This is a genomic window from Enterobacter sp. 22499 (assembly GCF_052044815.1).
Classification (GTDB): domain Bacteria; phylum Pseudomonadota; class Gammaproteobacteria; order Enterobacterales; family Enterobacteriaceae; genus Enterobacter; species Enterobacter bugandensis.
Genome location: NZ_JBQENR010000008.1, coordinates 147468 through 163169, shown reverse-complemented (window position 1 = coordinate 163169; position 15702 = coordinate 147468). Strand labels below are relative to the sequence as shown.

Below are 15702 nucleotides of genomic sequence, written 5' to 3'. Positions count from 1 at the left end.
CTTAATAGCCAAACTGCCAACTCAGTACGGTCATTCTACCCACGACTCATCCCAATAGAACGAAAGCCATCGTCGTAACATTTGGTATGGTCTTTTGCCAGATACTCCATGCGCTTCAGCAATTCGGTAACTTCTTGCATATAATTAGGGGATTTTCTGTTTAAATAAAAACAACCGTTCTTAGTCATATTCGCTAAACCCGAATATTGCTCTGCATCCAGGCCTAACGCACTACACCATGCCTGCTGGATTAATGCGTATAAACTGTCATCTGCATTATAACTTCCGGCGCCATGGTAGAAGTCTTTATTCAGCAGCAGTAATACATGGTAATGTTTACGGCGGTTAAGTTCACCGACTTCACGTACCCATACATACCGTAATCGATTATGCCAGTTACGTTTCCAGCGGTGGTTTTTACGCTGGCAATCAGCCAGCAACTTAGCCTTCAGTGATTCAATAAAACGAGTAACCTCTCTGTTTGAATCACCATACTGATAGCGACGGGGAAAACGTAAATCAACACGTAGCGCTAACGTACGTGGAAACTCATCAACTGCATTACGAATAACATTGTAAAATGCTTGCTGGTAATCAGCATTCAAGGAATCATCTGGCATATGTAAACCTGAATAAATACATTATTCAATATTGAGGTGAGTAAGAGTAAGCAACCATACGATTAACAATCGTGATAATGGCACATGCAGATATGTACATGAATATTATCTGATGGTAATAATTAACCGTATGGTGTTACATAAACAATATGTGTTGCGTTATAATTAACTTACTGTATGGGTATAATGTATTAGTATGTTTATAATAATTAAGCTTAGTAGAGAATGGATGCATTAACAGTAAACATATATTACTATACCGACAGTAAATTAATCAGTAGAAATATAACAATAAGCACATCCGCTTAAATAAATTCCACGCAAGTGATAAGCGTGATAATAATTTTACTCTGATATTAGTTTTGCAGATTTTTGTCATTTTCCACAGGTTCCTCCCCCCGGTAGTTGCGACTGATCGCAACTACCGGGGCTCAGTAGTGCTGATAGGCTGCATGTTTTGTAAACGGATTGTTATCAAAGTGACGGCCTTTATATACCTTTCGGGCACCATATTTTGAATAATCAATATCTATCACCTCTTCCTTTTCAAGTCTGTCAATCACCCTTTCCAGTAACTTTCCCTTACGTAACACATTAGGTCCGCCGTTTCGGATATCATTATATCGGACTACATCTTTCCATGAGCGTGAATACTGCCGACGTAGCCACGACAATAACAGTGCTTCATAATAGCCCTCCTCATTACCAAAGAGTGTTACTGCCTGCTGCATATACCATTCGCACAGCAACCATGCATTTTCGACATATTCTTTTTTTATCGCACATTCCCCCTCTGTCCAGTAACTCAACAGTGCGGCTACGCGTGCAGTATTATTCGACATTTTGGATGCAAAATCTTTCGAGTTTTCATAGTCTCCCTCTGGCCCCAGGCGACGCTCTATTTTATTGTGAATTCTCACCCATGCTTCCTGAGCTTGAGGTTCGAAGGATAAACATGTCTGATGCCCAGTTCCGTGTTGAAAAGCACTTTTTTCTACCAGTTCATTCATACGTTGGTAGAAGGAATTAAGATTCTCCAGGTCACCAGACTGAGAGCCGGATTGACGATGAATCAAACGCTGGCCCTGTGTCGATAAATTCTCATCAATATTCAAGATAAGACAGCGTGCAAAAAAACCACTTCCGCGTGCACTTTCGCCCTTACGTTTTAAATAATCATCAAATATAGCTTTTTGTACCATAACCAACAAAGTAATACGTCCATTCCTGAGCGTAAAACTCGGTGTTGTTTTACGTTCAACCTGAAAATATCCCCCATCCCACATTGAGTTAATAAAACCAAAGTCAGTCATGGTCTGTCTGTTAAGTATATTAGCTCCCTCATCGGTTATTAGTCCTGTTTGCGGCGACTGAGTGTACATTGCAAACTGCAGGGCTTCCGGTGTGGTATTATTATAAACAAATCTTCTGGCTTTTGGTGGTTCTGGTTTCTCAGCGTATAACGCCTTTAACTGCAGTGAAAATTCATCTGTACATTTTCCTTTCATAGTGGCTTTATCGACACATTTCAAGAGTGCACTTTCTTTTCTGCGCCATATTTTAGAGCAGCGCTCATGTTCTTTTTGCTGTTCTTCATACTGGAGTAATACACGTAGATCATGCTCATGAAAAGGCTTGAATACCAGTTTATCCACCGTCGTTTTTCTCTCGCCAGACTCTGCTATGACGAATGAATACAATGATACCGGAGATACTAAAGTGTCATTGATCTTTACATTAATCAGGCTCTGGCACCCCAGGGATAATGCACTTAAAACTGCGGATGCAATCATTTCCGGCGGTGACTGCGTATGATCCTCAATATTAAAAATAGTTTCACGCAATAGTCCTGTAAAAGCATTGAATGGAAATTCTTTCATTACGATACCTGCTAAGTATGTTATTTAAGGAGTTGACAATTAATCGCAAAACCCAATCGCAAGTCAATATAAAAAACCGATATTTAGCCCAGTCAGACAGCTTTGGACTAAATTAGTTAACTGGCATAAGTCAGGATTATCACCCATCTGTTATTTGAGTGATACAAAGATAAATGGATGCTCCTGTCCGGCAATATACTGCCCGGTTAATATGAGGCTGAGGTATTTTTAAAAAACTCTCAGTTATATATCACCTGACTGAATTCCTTCCCGTTTTACTCCAACAGGCCATCCCCACCAGATGGCCTTTTTTCATTCAGAGGCCGATATGAAACATCCCTCAGGCTATGCCCTTATCCGTCGTCATCTCCGGCGTTATCCGTACGCACTGCGCCAGCACCTTATCCAGGAGCTTAACCGTCTCGTCACGTATGAACCCGTGATTGGCATTATGGGTAAAACCGGTGTCGGGAAGAGCAGTTTGTGTAATGCACTGTTCCGTAGCGAAGTCTGCGCCGTGAACGCGGTGGAAGCCTGCACCCGTCAGCCACAGCGTGTCCGGCTGCGCTTCGGCAACCATTATCTGACGCTGGTCGACTTGCCCGGCGTGGGCGAGTCTGTTACCCGCGACGGTGAATACCGTGAGCTGTATCGTGACCTCATGCCACAGCTCGATATGGTGCTGTGGGTGCTCAAGGCCGATGACCGCGCATTTGCGGTGGAAGAGCAGTTTTATCAGGACGTCTTCGCGCAGTTCAGTGGACCGCTGCCGCCAGTGCTGTGGATACTCAACCAGGTGGACAAAACCGAACCCGCCGAGCAGTGGCGATGGTTGTCGGCTCAGCCCTCGGCGTTACAGGCGGAGCGTATTGCGCAGAAACAGCAGGCTGTGGCACTTCAGTTGCAGATAGCAGAAATAGATATTCTGCCTGTTTCTGTCCGGGGGCGTTACCGGCTGTCGCGCCTGGTGGAGGCCATGATTACCCGCCTCCCAAAGCAAGCCCGCAGTCCACTTGTGCCTCATCTGCAGAACCGGTATCGCACTGATACCGTTATCAATACCGCCAGCAGCAGCTTTGGCGATGCCGTGGTAGAGGTGATTGATAACATCATTGACCTCGCACCGCTGCCGCAGCTGGCCCGCACAGCACTGCATGCGGTGACCCACACCGTCGCCCGTGCAGCAGGCTCCCTCTGGGGATTTTTCTTCGGTTAACCTCTTCATTTTCGATAAACCTAAAGACGTGTATCGATAAGTTTTTGTGCTCAATGACGATCGATTTTGTCGATCGAGCCGATCGAAATTCATCGCTGTACCTGATGAATCCCGTGATTACATAATCAACCGGGAATCATAGGGTTATGTTATTTATCCATTAAAAATCAATGCGATATATCGCAGGATTTGTCACATACGGAGAAAGTGTCATGAAAACTGTTCTTATCGCGTTCGCCACCCTTGCTGTACTGGCCGCGATGCCCGCTCAGGCGGCTGATGAGGACGCTATAAAAGTCAATATCGAGAAAAGTGGCTACGAATGCCATGACTGCGTTTATGTCACCGTGACCGCCAGAACAGACAACATTCTGATAGACAAAATTGATGTTAACCGGGGGCGTTGCCCACAACTGAAACAGGGAAAGACAACGTATAACGGGAAGACCACCCCGGAAGGATGGTGGCCCAATAAAGGTACGTTTACCCCCCGCAAAATGCAGTTTGCCGAGAGTCTGACCTGGCGTTTCGGAAATCCACTCTGGCAGTCCGGTATCTCGTGTAATTTCCTAGAGGCCCGGATATTCACCGACCAGGGCACCTTCACCGTCAGTGACTAAATCATCCCCACTTATCAACAGCCGTTTCCTCTCCCGCCACCAGCGCTATTTATTGTTCAAATGGAGTCATGAATGAAACCTTTTATTATCAGTATCTATTGTGTGCTGGCTCTTATCACGGCCATTTATCAGGCTGTATGGGGGACTCAGGCATGGCGTGGCCTGGCTTATGCCATCGGACAGGGGCTGGTATGGCCCGCAGTCTGGTTCCCTTCACTCGGCAGCATTATCGGCGGGCTCATCTGGATAATCATCATCGTGTTCCTGCTCATCCTCGGTTTGTTTATGCGTAAATCGTGATGATGAAATACAAAGGGCTTTTTCTTGCCTCCCTCCTGCTGTTAACCGCGTGTGATGAGCCCGGGGGAAAACGTGCCTTTATGCGCGAATGCACCGCTCAGGGTGATACCGCCCTGTGTGACTGTGCCTGGGAGAAACTCGTTCAGCGTTACGGTCAGGACTGGGGGAATACCCCCCAAATTTTTACCTCGCCTGATTTTATTGCTTACACCGGTCAGGCTGCTGCTGAATGCATGGCGGAATGAGAAGGTTCTCTTTCCGCCAGACAACGCTATTCTTTATAAACATTTACGGACAACTTTATGATTAACAGACAAAAAATCATCCGCGTCACCGGACTGGTGATAGCGTCCCTGTACCTGATGTTTACCCAACCGGCTGCCGCCGCTCCGGCTGACAATCTTCCCCGTCTGACAACCGACAGCGAAGGGCATATGGTCTGCCACCTTTGCGGGCCGGAGAAAAAGGACAGTTATTTTCTGGCGGATTACCCCCAGGGATATAAAGTAAAGACCGCCAGCTACAGCAAAATCCAGGATACGAGCCGCTATGCCATTCTGATGTCTGACAGTGCCCCGGGAGCGGCTGCGAATCAGACGCCTGATTTTTTCTACATTGATAAACTCGCGACAACGCCTGCCATCAGCAGCATTCAGTTCGATAATGACCGCTCAAACCTGAGCAGCGCCAGAAGTGTATCGGTAACAGAGAAAAATGGCTTCACGCTGCTCAGCGTTATCTGGAAGAACGGAGATCGTAATATCTTCTCGCTGGATAATGAAGCACCGGCTTATACAGCCCAGATTCTGCGTTCACAGGACGACAGTCTCTTTTGCCGTAACTGCGGCGGTAAAGGGAAAGATACGCTGATTAACGGTGGTGACGAGGCTGGATTATATACTCAGCTTATTGATTCGCCGTTCCTCGCCCTGCTTAAGCAGGACGGCGGTATTGCCTGCCCTGCCGGTAACTGGTATGTCGTCAGCAAAACCCGTGAACCCCCTGAAATCCGGGAAATCACCGGAGTGGGATGCGATGAAATTGCAGACCTGAAACCCTCCGTAAAAGCTGGCGTCACAACGCTGAATATCCGCTATATCAATGGTAAGGCGAAAACCCTCACTCTCGAAAATCACTGATTCACGTACTGCTCCTGATACTCTCATTAAACCCGCAAACGCCCCGCTCGAATGAGCAGGGCGTTTGTTTTTGTGCCTGCTAAGGAACTCACCATGCAAAGCATTGACGACTCACCGTTACCTCCCGGTTCGTTCACCCGTGAACAGGCAGAGGCTGTGGTGGCGGTTTACCTCAATGTTGCTATCGAAGACGACCTGGGTACACATTTTCGGCTGGTGATTCGGGACAGCGAGGGGCAGTTGATCTGGCGAGCGTGGAGTTTTGAAGCCAGCGCCGGGGAATGGCTTAACCTCTACATCGCCAGCCACAGAATATCCCAACCCTGACTCACCTCAGGCCCCGACCACACCAACCGGCCGTGTTCCCTTCGGGATGCATGGCTTTTTTGTTTATGCCGTTTCATTAACTACAGAGGTACTCACCATGCGCTTAGCAAGCCGCTTCGGGCGGATAAACCAGATCCGCCGCGACCGTCCGTTAACCCGCGATGAACTGGCGCACTACGTGCCCAGCGTCTTCTGCGAAGAAAAACATGAATCCCGCAGCGAGCGTTACACGTACATTCCGACCATCACCCTGCTGGATAACCTACAGCGGGAAGGTTTCCAGCCGTTCTTTGCCTGCCAGACACGCGTGCGCGACCTGAATAAACGCGACCACACAAAGCACATGCTGCGTCTTCGGCGTGAGGGGCAAATCACCGGTAAACAGGTCCCCGAAATCATCCTGCTTAACAGTCACGACGGCTCCAGCTCATACCAGATGCTGCCGGGATTGTTTCGCTTTGTCTGCCAGAATGGGCTCGTCTGTGGCGAAACCTTTGGTGAGGTGCGCGTGCCGCACAAGGGCAATGTGGTGGAGAAAGTCATTGAAGGGGCTTATGAGGTGCTGGGGATATTTGACCGGGTTGAAGAGAAGCGGGATGCGATGCAATCGCTGCTACTCCCTCCACCGGCACAGCAGGCGTTTGCCAGAGCGGCGCTGACGTACCGCTTTGGTGAAGAGCACCAGCCGGTAACGGCATCCCAGATACTGACGCCGAGACGCTATGAAGATCGCCAGAACGACCTGTGGTCGGTCTTCAATCGTTGCCAGGAAAACCTGCTGAAAGGTGGCGTACCGCGAAGGGCAAACGCAGCCACACCCGCGCGGTTAACGGAATTGATCGCGACATTAAGCTCAACAGGGCTTTATGGGGGATGGCGGAACAGATGCAGCAGGCTCTGAGCTGATGCGGTATGTTCCTGCGGACGCCCGCCAGGCCGGAATATATCCGGTATCTCTGGCGAACCAGCCAGGCTGCCGCGCCATCTCTGATGACGACCTGTGCGCGTGGTGCACCCATCTGCTCTACCGCCCCGGCGAACTCAGCCTCTGCCGGTTAAGCCTCACCGACGACCGCTGGCCCTCACACTGTGATGAAGACGGCTATGCGCAATCCTGCCCGTCACTCAGGTTAAACCGGTCTCCCCAACTTAATGAATGAACAAGGAAAAACAACATGACCCGCAACACTCTGCCACTCTTCACCTCGGAAGAAAGCGTTCCGTTTGCAGCGCAACATCAGATTAACGCCACGCTCGTACCTGATGAGCAACGTGTGGGCTTCTGGCCGCAGCACTTCGGCAGCATACCGCAGTGGATAATCCTTGAGCCGACCATCTTCACGTGGATGGACCGCTTCTGCGCAGACTACAACGGCGGTATCTGGAATTTTTATACTCTCAGCAACGGCGGGGCGTTTATGGCCCCGGAAGCGGAGAACAGTGAGTCGTGGTCGCTGTTCAACACTATGAACGGCAACGGCGGTGAACTCAGTGCCGAAGCTGCCGGAATAGCCGTCTGTCTGATGGCATACAGCCACCACGCCTGCCGTACCGAATGCGACGCCATGACGGAGCACTACTACCGCCTGCGCGACTATGCGCTGAACCACGCGGAATGTGGTGCCATCATGCACATCATCGACTGAGGGATAAGACGATGGAACAACAGTTACCGCTGTTTGCACGTGAATTAGCCCCTGCTGACCAGCAAACCATCAGGGAAGCCTTAACCCTGCTGGCGTGCCAGCTACGCGAACCTGGCGTGGCATTTACCTCCAGTAGCTCAGTACGTGACTGGTTGCGTCTGCAGCTCGCGTCACTGGAGCGCGAAGAGTTTACCGCACTCTTCCTCGATAACCAGCATCGCCTGATAGCCCACGAAACGCTCTTTACCGGCACCATCAACCATACGCAGGTCCATGGTGAAGACCGGTCTGAAATACAACTGCGCCGCTGTCATTGTCGCCCATTGCCACCCGTCAGGGCTTGCCGAACCCAGCAAGGCCGATCGTCAGATCACCACGCGTATTCAGCAGGCGCTGGACCTGGTGGATATCCGTCTGCTGGATCACCTGGTGGTCGGCGGCATGGAAATAGTTTCGTTTTCTGAGAGAGGCTGGATTTAAGGAGAGAAATAGCGATGAAAATCATCAGCAAACGTCAGGCAATGGCGATATACCGCCAGCATCCGCAGTCCCGGTTATTTCCCTTCTGCACGGGTAAATACACATGGTCCGGCAGTATCTGCCACTACGCTGGTCGTGAGGTCCAGGATATCAGCGGAGTGCTCGCGGTCTTCGCGGAGCGTCGCCAGGACCGCAATGGCCCGTATGTCGTATTGCGCAGCGTTACCCTGAATTAACGCACAGTTAAGGATTACTTAAATGCAGAACACAACACCTGTAGCAAACCATGATATTGCCGAACCCTGGTGGGGACTTAAACCCACCGTCACGCCGTGTCTTGGCGCACGGCTGGTACAGGAAGGCAACCGGCTGCATTATCTGGCTGACCGGGCAAGTATCACCGGAACATTCAACAATGAGGATTTACGTCATCTCGACCAGGCGTTTCCGGTATTGCTTAAACAGCTGGAGTTGATGCTCGTTTCCGGTGAGCTCACCTCCCGCTATCAGCACCGCATCACGCTATATCACAATAGACTGACTTGCGAAGCTGACACACTCGGCTCCTGTGGCTATGTCTACATCGCTATTTATCCCGACCAGCATGAACCCCATCAACTCTACGCTTATCTCTTAAACTCATAGAGCAAACATCATGCAAACCTTATCATCACACCCGACACGGGCGACTCAGCCCAATCTGTCACCCGTTGAAACCTGGCAACGGCTGCTGACTCATCTGTTATCGCAGCACTATGGCCTGACGTTGAATGACACACCATTCAGTAATGAAACCACCATACGAGAACATATTGATGCTGGAGTATCGCTCAGCGATGCGGTGAACTTTCTTGTCGAAAAATACGGGCTTGTACGTATCGACCAAAAGGGATTTTCGTGGCAAGAACAAACCCCCTATATTTCCATAGTGGATATTCTGCGAGCAAGGCGCTCTACCGGCTTGCTAAAAATTAATGTGAAATAAACGCTTAAATACAGAGCAGACTAGAGGAAAGCAAAATGCTAATCTCACTGACGAAGAGACTTCTACTATAACCTCCCCTCCCCTGCAAAAAAACCTGACATTTTCTTTTAGGACCAACAATGGGACCAAAATGAAAATTGAACTGAAGGTTATCAGCTATTAAACAACAAGTTACACAACCAATTCAGACTCCGCCAGCCCACCAAAATTCTCCATCGGTGATTACCAGAGTCATCCGATGAAGTCCTAAGAGCCCGCACGGCGCAAGCCCTGCGGGCTTTTTTGTGCCTGCATTTTATCCCGCGAAGTTCGTAAAATATTCCGGCAACAATGGAACATTACGCCATCAAACATTGTTTCGCTCATGCTCAATGAGCCATTCTTTGCGCGAAATACCACCGCCGTAACCCGTCATCTTTCCATCTTTGCCAATTATCCTGTGACAAGGGATCACAATCGCAATCCGGTTTGCACCATTAGCTGCAGCGACGGCGCGCACAGCATTAGGCTTATTCATCCCTAGCGAAATGGCCTGATAGTGCGAAGTCTGTCCATAAGGAACTGCACGCAACTCATGCCAGACGGATTGTTGAAAATCACTGCCCGGGGCATCCACAGAGAGCTCAAACTGTCGGCGAGTTCCGGCAAAATACTCGCTGATTTCTTTTACTGTCTGCCGGGTATGGCTGTTTTCTCCGGTGACAATTCTGGCGTTAAATAAACGCTGGATATCGCGGAATTCCGTTTCTAACATCCGGCGATCGGTAAACTCCAGCAGACACACTCCCCGCTCTGTCGCGCAGACAAACATAGGCCCAAGCGTAGTGGTAAACCGATGAATGACAATCACCTCGGTTGCCTGAGTCGGCGCTGCGCCAGTAAGCCGCTTGTAGATGTAACCAAACCCGCTCAGGGATTCATAGCCATTGTCCAGCGCCACGTCAGTAGCCGCTCGTCCGCTTTTAAGCTCCTGCAAGGCAACGTTCACCCGCTGCATTCGCTGGAAAGCCTGAAAAGTGATGCCGTGATGTTGCAGGAACCAGCGTCTTACCCTCTCCGGACTGATTCCGTGCTGGCGAAGCTGCGCGTCAGCCACACGGGATTTAATATCGCGCCTGACAAGCGCAAGCGCCTGTTCAACAAATAATGGCGCGCTGTGCGCATTTTCAGCGGGTCTGCAGACCTTACAGGGACGAAAGCCGTCCGCCAGGGCAGATTTGGCATCTTTATAAAATTCAACATTTTCACGCCTGGGCTTTCGCGCCCGGCATACCGAAATGCAGAATACGCCAGTAGTTTTGACGCCAACAAAAAATACGCCGGTATATTCTGAATCTCGTTCGAGTAATGCCTGATACCAGATATCACACAAATTCTTATCGGTTATTTTCATCGCTAAAAAGTCCTGCAAACGTCTGACGAGTTCGAATCACATGCATTACATCACTCAGCGTTGACTGCATGGCTGAATGAACAAAATTGCCCATTGAAATGCGGTTTACCCCGGCCAGCTTCAGCCTGTCGAACGACGGAAGATCGGGCATACACATGACGTTCAGAGGCAGACCCGTTGCCTCTGCAATGAGGCTGATGTCTTTCTCTGACGTCAGACAGGGAACAAAAAGGCCATCAGCACCTGCAGCTTTATAGCTCTGACCCCGTAATATCGTCTCCTGCAATGCGTCATCATGCCCGAGCAGGTAAGTGTCAGTCCGAATGTTCAGAAACAGGCTACAGTTTTCGCTTCTCAGCGCATTGCATACTGTTCTGAGATTACGGGAAAAATCAGAGATATCGTCAAGCTGACGCTTACCATTAATGACTCTGCTGTCTTCAAGGTTAACGCCTGCTACGCCTGTCTGAGCAAGGTGCCTGAGATTAGCGACTATCTCTTCGGCTGAATCACCATATCCTGCTTCCATGTCAACGCTCAATGGCAGGCTGCTGACAGCCCGGATACGGGTGACCACATAAAATAACGCATCAAACGGCATTCCCTGCCCGTCTTCATATCCCAGCATGGACGCTATTGCTGCACTGGACGTTCCCAGTGCCTGATAGCCTGCTTCTTGCGCTGCGACAGCACTGGCGGCGTCCCAAACGTTAGCGATAAGCAGGGGCTGATCCTGGTTGTGGAGTTCTGCAAAATTCATATTCATTTCCTCTCAATAGATTGAAAATGAATCTAAGCATTCAGTATGAACGTCACAACCGAAATTCAGACGACCATTTTTTAGCAAGCGTAGTCTGGATTCGCAGACCAGTCAGATCTGTTGTAAACCAGCTGCGCTAACCTGCATTTTGAGCTTATTAATGAACCAGCGGCCAGCCGGGCCCGGAGGATGCTCTTCTAAATGCACGGCCTGCATGGCAAAACCCGGTCCGACGTCAGGCTGCATCTGCAAATTCAACGTGACCAATTTACCCGTCGCAAGATCCTCCTCAACCACTGGCAGCGGCATATAACCCCATCCAAGCCCGGCACGCAGGAAAGCGTGCTTCGCGCCCATATCGGCCAAATGCCAGGTTTTTGACGACATCACGCCAAAGCTCCGGCCCACGGTAAGCGACGAACGATCGGCCAGCACCAGCTGGACGTGTTCCGCTAAAAGCGAGCGAAGGATCGGCCCTGGCAGGTTAGCCAGCAGATGTTCAGGAGAGACAACGGCCACGGCTGGCACGTTGAGAAGGAATTCAGAGGTGCATCCAGCCGGAATATGCGGCAGCGAGCCGATAATCGCCACCCGACAGTGGCCGTCCAGCAGAGGCTGGAGAACCGCCCCTAATGCTTCCACATACAAACGCAGCGGCGTGTCGGGAAATACCTGATGAAATGCCTGCACCGCAGCGGTGAGCTGCGCAACAGGAAACATCACATCGACGGAGACCGCCAGTTCAGGCTCCAGCCCTTCGGCTAAGGTGCGCGCCTTAGCCTTGAAGGCGTCCATCCCGGCAGCGGCAAGGCGTGCCGCTTCCAGCATCGCGACGCCCGCCTCCGTCAGTTTCGGATATCGCCCGGAGCGATCGAATAATGGGAATCCGACCTGCGCCTCAAGGTTGGCCAGCGTCGCGCTAACAACCGACTGCGCGCGCCGCAGTTTACGCCCGGCGGCCGAAAAACTTCCCTCATCAACGGCGGCAATAAATGTGCGCAGTTGATCAACAGACATACCGTCCAGCATGTATCGCTCCGGCAGATGGAATCCATCTAATTATGTAGGCTACTCAGATAGGACGGAGATTACTACTCTCTACGCATGTTCACTACTCTTCCTGAAGGAAATTAAGCATGAAAACAACAACTGTAGGTATTATCGGCGCTGGTGCAATTGGGCAAGCCTTTGCGAAACAGCTGGTAAATGCGGGCATGAACGTTATTCTGAGCAACAGCCGCGGGCCGGAAAGCCTGTCTGATGTGGTTGAAGGACTGGGCCGCGGGGCTCGCGCAGGCACCGCACAACAGGCCGCTGAAGCTGACATCGTTTTTGTCAGCACTAACTGGGACAAAACCGAAGCCGCGTTAAGCGGAATTACCTGGAATGGACGCATCCTGATTGACGCCACGAACCCGGTACTTTTGCCCGGCTATAAACTGGCAGAACTGGGTGGAAAAAACTCAAGCCAGCTTGTGACCCAGTGGGCGCCAGGGGCACGCGTCGTCAAAGCTTTCAATACCCTTCTTGCAGGGGTGCTGGCTCAGGATCCGGCGCAAGCGGGTGGCCATCGTGTCGTCTTTATCTCCGGAGACGATGCAGAGGCGAAGGCGGAAGTGAAAGCGTTAGCCGGGCAACTGGGCTTCGCAAGCATTGATTTAGGCAGTCTTGAGATCGGCGGGACGCTACAACAATTCCCTGGAGGGCCTCTTCCGGGGGTAAATCTGGTGCAACTGGCATAGCAAAAGGCAACGCTAACGATGACTCAGCGAACTTCCGCAGAGACGTTTGAAGAATACCTTCCCGGCAAGCTGCTCCGGGAGCATCGGGCGCAATCTTCCCGGGATGTATTCGTTCAAATTCTGGCCCGCAGACAAGTCCAGGAAAACGTCATTATTCCGGCGGTTCCGGAGCCCTTTATCGTCTGGATCCTTTCTGGTCAAGCCGTTGTTGAGGAGCGTTCCCCAGGCGAGGCGTGGTTAGCAAACCGCGTTACCGCAGGCGATTTCTTTCTCACGACGGCGGCCTCTCCCACTGAAATGCGGTGGCAAGCCGAGCCAGATATACCGTTCGTCGTCATGCATGTGTATATCGGCGTGGCCATGATGCAGGAGTGTGAACTGCGGGAAGTCTCCGGCGCGCGCGACGAAACGCTATCCGCGCTGCTGGAGCAGATACGCCAGGAGCTGTATCTGCAAACTCCCCCAAGCGGCCCCTTTATCCAGGGGATTGCCCAAGCGCTGACGGTACACCTGGTTCGCACCTACGGCACACATACGAAACGACACCGGGGAGGTCTGCAGGCATTTAAACTGCACCGGGTCTTTACGGCAATGCGGGAAGGGTTGGCCCAGCCGTTTGACCTGGCACGGCTGGCTAAGCTGACCGATCTCAGCGAATACCATTTTAGCCGCGCCTTCAAACAGTCGACCGGGCTTTCGCCCTCCCACTATTTTATCCGGCTACGCATGGAGGAAGCGCGCCGCATGCTGTCGGAAACCAATGATTCCATTATCAATATTGCCCTGAACGTGGGATACACCAGCCCCAGCCATTTTGCTGCCGTCTTCCTCAGGCATAACGGCGTGACGCCCTCGCACTATCGCAGCGATATCGTTCGCAGCAAAAGTCCGACAGTTTGAGCAAAAGCCCGCGCGAAGCCACCGCCTGAAACATCCATTATTGACCCGTACTTCAGACGTTCTTTCTGAAGCGTTGAAATTAACTCTCTCGAGGATCAGTTATGGAACTTAAAGATAAAGTCGCTCTCATCACCGGTGCTTCAAGCGGGATTGGTGCCGCCACGGCAAAAAAATTAGCGAAACAGGGCGTCAGGGTCGGTCTCGCCGCCCGCCGCCTGGATCGCCTGCAGGCGCTGGTCTCTGAAATTGAGGCTGCTGGCGGTGAAGCCATTGCGCTGGTTATGGACGTCACTGACCCGGCCTCGATTAATGAAGGGGTCGCGACACTGCATAAACGCTATGGCCACATTGATATCGCCTTCAATAACGCCGGGCTGATGCCGATCTCTGATATTGCCAGCCTCAAAGTCGATGAATGGCACCAAATGGTAGACGTGAACGTAAAAGGCCTCTTTAACACTGTAGCGGCCGTACTACCGATTATGCAGTCGCAGCGGTCTGGTCACATCATCAATACCTCGTCGATCGCTGGGCGCAAAACGTTCCCCGGACTTGGGGTGTACTGTGCAACGAAGCACGCCGTTGCCGCCTTCTCGGATATTTTGCGTATGGAAGTGGCGCCGCAGTTCAACATTCGCGTCACCTCACTCCAGCCGGGTGCCGTAGAAAGTGAATTATTCGAGCATATCAGTGACGAAAATTATCGTGCGCAGATGGAACAGCTGAAGGAGAAGATGACGTTCCTGAAAGCCGATGATATCGCCGACTCGATTGTTTACGTGCTGCAGGCACCGGAACATGTGGATGTGGCAGAGCTGTTTATTATGCCGACCGAGCAGCCGTGGTAAGAAAGTAAAGCGGGTCAGGCAATGGCCTGACCCGCTAATTTTCATCCGCAACGTTAGTTCGCAGATGCCGTCGGTCTGATCGTAATTTCTGTTGTATCGACACTCTCAGGCGCCTCGATGATGTGGCGCACAGCGCGGGCGATATCAGCAGGTTTGAGGGCAATAGCACGGTACGCGTCCATCGCCGCCATGGTTTCCGGGTGCGTAATGGTCGAGGCCAGTTCGCTTTCCACTACCCCAGGGTTAACGCAGGTCACGCGGATGTTCGAACTTTCCTGACGTAAACCATCCGAAATCGCCCGTACGGCGAATTTGGTGGCACAGTAGACAGCAGCCGTGGGCACCACGGACAAGGCACCAATCGAGCCGATATTAATGATTTGTCCCGACCCCTGGGCTTCCATAATCGGCAGAACGGCGCCTATCCCCCACAGCACGCCTTTGATATTCACGTCAATGGTGCGCTCCCACTCATCCTGCTTGCCTGCCGAAAGCGGAGAAAGAGGCATGATGCCCGCGTTGTTAATCAGCACGTCAATGCGGCCCCACTTTTCACGCGCTGCCTGTACGAAGTCAGCCATCGACTGGCGGCTGGTAACGTCTAAGACTGCGGCCTCTGCTTCCCCCCCTGCACTGCGGATTTCAGCAGCCAGGGCGTTGATGCGATCCAGCCTGCGAGCGCCCAGGAAAACGTTCGCGCCTGCCTTGCCTAACTCTCTGGCAATACCTTCTCCGATACCGCTTGATGCACCGGTAATTAAGATAACTTTGTTCATGTTTTGCTCCTTACGTTGAGTTCAACGTGATAATAGATACTCACCATTGTTTCTTGTATCCTGCATTTAC

General features: G+C 51.2%; 20 protein-coding genes and 2 pseudogenes. 16 read left to right on the top strand and 6 right to left on the bottom strand.

What is annotated here, in order from left to right; translation table 11 throughout:
* Positions 1–35: 35 nt before the first annotated feature.
* Positions 36–620 (bottom strand): inovirus Gp2 family protein, encoded by a 585-nt coding sequence (locus tag ACTJI7_RS20075; RefSeq protein ID WP_323283349.1) that lies wholly within the window; start codon positions 618–620, stop codon positions 36–38.
* Positions 621–1051: 431 nt separating this feature from the next.
* On the bottom strand, positions 1052–2500 hold the full coding sequence (locus ACTJI7_RS20070) for a YfjI family protein (protein WP_323283348.1): 1449 nt from the start codon (positions 2498–2500) through the stop codon (positions 1052–1054).
* Positions 2501–2828: 328 nt separating this feature from the next.
* On the opposite strand from ACTJI7_RS20070, the gene ACTJI7_RS20065 reads away from it, so the two are divergent.
* From ACTJI7_RS20065 to ACTJI7_RS20005, 13 genes and pseudogenes are all read left to right on the top strand, one after another.
* Positions 2829–3716, top strand: a complete 888-nt coding sequence (locus ACTJI7_RS20065; RefSeq protein ID WP_248194596.1) for a GTPase family protein — start codon at positions 2829–2831, stop codon at positions 3714–3716.
* Between the two features lie 212 nt (positions 3717–3928).
* A complete protein-coding gene (locus ACTJI7_RS20060; protein WP_323283347.1) occupies positions 3929–4336 on the top strand; it encodes a hypothetical protein in 408 nt (135 codons plus the stop codon).
* A 72-nt stretch (positions 4337–4408) separates the two neighbouring features.
* A complete protein-coding gene (locus ACTJI7_RS20055; protein ID WP_042893214.1) occupies positions 4409–4636 on the top strand; it encodes a hypothetical protein in 228 nt (75 codons plus the stop codon).
* Positions 4637–4716: 80 nt separating this feature from the next.
* Complete coding sequence (locus tag ACTJI7_RS20050) at positions 4717–4881, top strand: hypothetical protein (RefSeq protein ID WP_326430968.1); 165 nt, start codon at positions 4717–4719, stop codon at positions 4879–4881.
* A gap of 57 nt (positions 4882–4938) precedes the next feature.
* Entirely contained in the window at positions 4939–5775 is an 837-nt protein-coding gene (locus tag ACTJI7_RS20045) for a hypothetical protein (RefSeq protein WP_323283345.1), read from the top strand.
* A gap of 93 nt (positions 5776–5868) precedes the next feature.
* Positions 5869–6102: a DUF905 domain-containing protein gene (locus ACTJI7_RS20040; protein WP_323283344.1), complete on the top strand. Its 234-nt coding sequence runs from the start codon at positions 5869–5871 to the stop codon at positions 6100–6102.
* A 97-nt stretch (positions 6103–6199) separates the two neighbouring features.
* Positions 6200–7008: pseudogene (locus ACTJI7_RS20035) on the top strand (DUF932 domain-containing protein).
* The gene (locus ACTJI7_RS20030; protein WP_072035668.1) at positions 7008–7262 is read left to right on the top strand and encodes a hypothetical protein; all 255 of its coding nucleotides are present in this window, start codon (positions 7008–7010) and stop codon (positions 7260–7262) included. Before ACTJI7_RS20035 ends, ACTJI7_RS20030 begins: the two are co-directional and overlap by 1 nt.
* A gap of 15 nt (positions 7263–7277) precedes the next feature.
* Positions 7278–7748, top strand: coding sequence for an antirestriction protein (locus tag ACTJI7_RS20025; RefSeq protein WP_323283342.1), 471 nt, complete (start codon positions 7278–7280; stop codon positions 7746–7748).
* Between the two features lie 11 nt (positions 7749–7759).
* Positions 7760–8228 (top strand): annotated as a pseudogene (locus tag ACTJI7_RS20020) (JAB domain-containing protein).
* Positions 8229–8242: 14 nt separating this feature from the next.
* Positions 8243–8464, top strand: a complete 222-nt coding sequence (locus ACTJI7_RS20015; RefSeq protein WP_241950344.1) for a DUF987 domain-containing protein — start codon at positions 8243–8245, stop codon at positions 8462–8464.
* A gap of 22 nt (positions 8465–8486) precedes the next feature.
* A complete protein-coding gene (locus ACTJI7_RS20010) occupies positions 8487–8873 on the top strand; it encodes a type IV toxin-antitoxin system YeeU family antitoxin (RefSeq protein ID WP_248194574.1) in 387 nt (128 codons plus the stop codon).
* A gap of 10 nt (positions 8874–8883) precedes the next feature.
* The gene (locus tag ACTJI7_RS20005; protein ID WP_323282851.1) at positions 8884–9213 is read left to right on the top strand and encodes a TA system toxin CbtA family protein; all 330 of its coding nucleotides are present in this window, start codon (positions 8884–8886) and stop codon (positions 9211–9213) included.
* Positions 9214–9559: 346 nt separating this feature from the next.
* On the opposite strand, the gene ACTJI7_RS20000 is transcribed toward ACTJI7_RS20005, so the two are convergent.
* The 3 genes from ACTJI7_RS20000 to ACTJI7_RS19990 form a co-directional block, all read right to left on the bottom strand.
* Positions 9560–10606 (bottom strand): bifunctional transcriptional activator/DNA repair enzyme AdaA, encoded by a 1047-nt coding sequence (locus ACTJI7_RS20000; RefSeq protein ID WP_045631577.1) that lies wholly within the window; start codon positions 10604–10606, stop codon positions 9560–9562.
* Complete coding sequence (locus ACTJI7_RS19995) at positions 10590–11366, bottom strand: isocitrate lyase/PEP mutase family protein (protein ID WP_440670819.1); 777 nt, start codon at positions 11364–11366, stop codon at positions 10590–10592. Before ACTJI7_RS19995 ends, ACTJI7_RS20000 begins: the two co-directional genes overlap by 17 nt.
* Positions 11367–11477: 111 nt before the next feature.
* Complete coding sequence (locus ACTJI7_RS19990) at positions 11478–12383, bottom strand: LysR family transcriptional regulator (protein WP_317845830.1); 906 nt, start codon at positions 12381–12383, stop codon at positions 11478–11480.
* 119 nt (positions 12384–12502) lie between these two features.
* Between ACTJI7_RS19990 and ACTJI7_RS19985 the strand changes: the two genes are divergently transcribed.
* The 3 genes from ACTJI7_RS19985 to ACTJI7_RS19975 all read left to right on the top strand — a co-directional run bounded on the left by ACTJI7_RS19985 (position 12503) and on the right by ACTJI7_RS19975 (position 14856).
* Positions 12503–13108, top strand: a complete 606-nt coding sequence (locus ACTJI7_RS19985) for an NADPH-dependent F420 reductase (protein ID WP_049136903.1) — start codon at positions 12503–12505, stop codon at positions 13106–13108.
* Positions 13109–13126: 18 nt separating this feature from the next.
* A complete protein-coding gene (locus ACTJI7_RS19980; RefSeq protein WP_047367536.1) occupies positions 13127–14008 on the top strand; it encodes a helix-turn-helix domain-containing protein in 882 nt (293 codons plus the stop codon).
* 101 nt (positions 14009–14109) lie between these two features.
* The gene (locus ACTJI7_RS19975) at positions 14110–14856 is read left to right on the top strand and encodes an SDR family oxidoreductase (RefSeq protein ID WP_063155573.1); all 747 of its coding nucleotides are present in this window, start codon (positions 14110–14112) and stop codon (positions 14854–14856) included.
* Between the two features lie 53 nt (positions 14857–14909).
* Here the strand turns inward: ACTJI7_RS19975 and ACTJI7_RS19970 are convergent, their stop codons facing one another.
* The gene (locus tag ACTJI7_RS19970) at positions 14910–15632 is read right to left on the bottom strand and encodes an SDR family oxidoreductase (protein ID WP_047367534.1); all 723 of its coding nucleotides are present in this window, start codon (positions 15630–15632) and stop codon (positions 14910–14912) included.
* Between the last annotated feature and the right edge of the window lie 70 nt (positions 15633–15702).

Excerpts from the sequence above, each read along its gene's own strand:
- ACTJI7_RS20075 (WP_323283349.1), bottom strand. The coding sequence starts at position 620 with ATGCCAGATGATTCCTTGAATGCTGATTACCAGCAAGCATTTTACAAT.
- ACTJI7_RS20070 (WP_323283348.1), bottom strand. The coding sequence starts at position 2,500 with ATGAAAGAATTTCCATTCAATGCTTTTACAGGACTATTGCGTGAAACT.
- ACTJI7_RS20065 (WP_248194596.1), top strand. The coding sequence starts at position 2,829 with ATGAAACATCCCTCAGGCTATGCCCTTATCCGTCGTCATCTCCGGCGT.
- ACTJI7_RS20060 (WP_323283347.1), top strand. The coding sequence starts at position 3,929 with ATGAAAACTGTTCTTATCGCGTTCGCCACCCTTGCTGTACTGGCCGCG.
- ACTJI7_RS20055 (WP_042893214.1), top strand. The coding sequence starts at position 4,409 with ATGAAACCTTTTATTATCAGTATCTATTGTGTGCTGGCTCTTATCACG.
- ACTJI7_RS20050 (WP_326430968.1), top strand. The coding sequence starts at position 4,717 with ATGCGCGAATGCACCGCTCAGGGTGATACCGCCCTGTGTGACTGTGCC.
- ACTJI7_RS20045 (WP_323283345.1), top strand. The coding sequence starts at position 4,939 with ATGATTAACAGACAAAAAATCATCCGCGTCACCGGACTGGTGATAGCG.
- ACTJI7_RS20040 (WP_323283344.1), top strand. The coding sequence starts at position 5,869 with ATGCAAAGCATTGACGACTCACCGTTACCTCCCGGTTCGTTCACCCGT.
- ACTJI7_RS20030 (WP_072035668.1), top strand. The coding sequence starts at position 7,008 with ATGCGGTATGTTCCTGCGGACGCCCGCCAGGCCGGAATATATCCGGTA.
- ACTJI7_RS20025 (WP_323283342.1), top strand. The coding sequence starts at position 7,278 with ATGACCCGCAACACTCTGCCACTCTTCACCTCGGAAGAAAGCGTTCCG.
- ACTJI7_RS20015 (WP_241950344.1), top strand. The coding sequence starts at position 8,243 with ATGAAAATCATCAGCAAACGTCAGGCAATGGCGATATACCGCCAGCAT.
- ACTJI7_RS20010 (WP_248194574.1), top strand. The coding sequence starts at position 8,487 with ATGCAGAACACAACACCTGTAGCAAACCATGATATTGCCGAACCCTGG.
- ACTJI7_RS20005 (WP_323282851.1), top strand. The coding sequence starts at position 8,884 with ATGCAAACCTTATCATCACACCCGACACGGGCGACTCAGCCCAATCTG.
- ACTJI7_RS20000 (WP_045631577.1), bottom strand. The coding sequence starts at position 10,606 with ATGAAAATAACCGATAAGAATTTGTGTGATATCTGGTATCAGGCATTA.
- ACTJI7_RS19995 (WP_440670819.1), bottom strand. The coding sequence starts at position 11,366 with ATGAATTTTGCAGAACTCCACAACCAGGATCAGCCCCTGCTTATCGCT.
- ACTJI7_RS19990 (WP_317845830.1), bottom strand. The coding sequence starts at position 12,383 with ATGTCTGTTGATCAACTGCGCACATTTATTGCCGCCGTTGATGAGGGA.
- ACTJI7_RS19985 (WP_049136903.1), top strand. The coding sequence starts at position 12,503 with ATGAAAACAACAACTGTAGGTATTATCGGCGCTGGTGCAATTGGGCAA.
- ACTJI7_RS19980 (WP_047367536.1), top strand. The coding sequence starts at position 13,127 with ATGACTCAGCGAACTTCCGCAGAGACGTTTGAAGAATACCTTCCCGGC.
- ACTJI7_RS19975 (WP_063155573.1), top strand. The coding sequence starts at position 14,110 with ATGGAACTTAAAGATAAAGTCGCTCTCATCACCGGTGCTTCAAGCGGG.
- ACTJI7_RS19970 (WP_047367534.1), bottom strand. The coding sequence starts at position 15,632 with ATGAACAAAGTTATCTTAATTACCGGTGCATCAAGCGGTATCGGAGAA.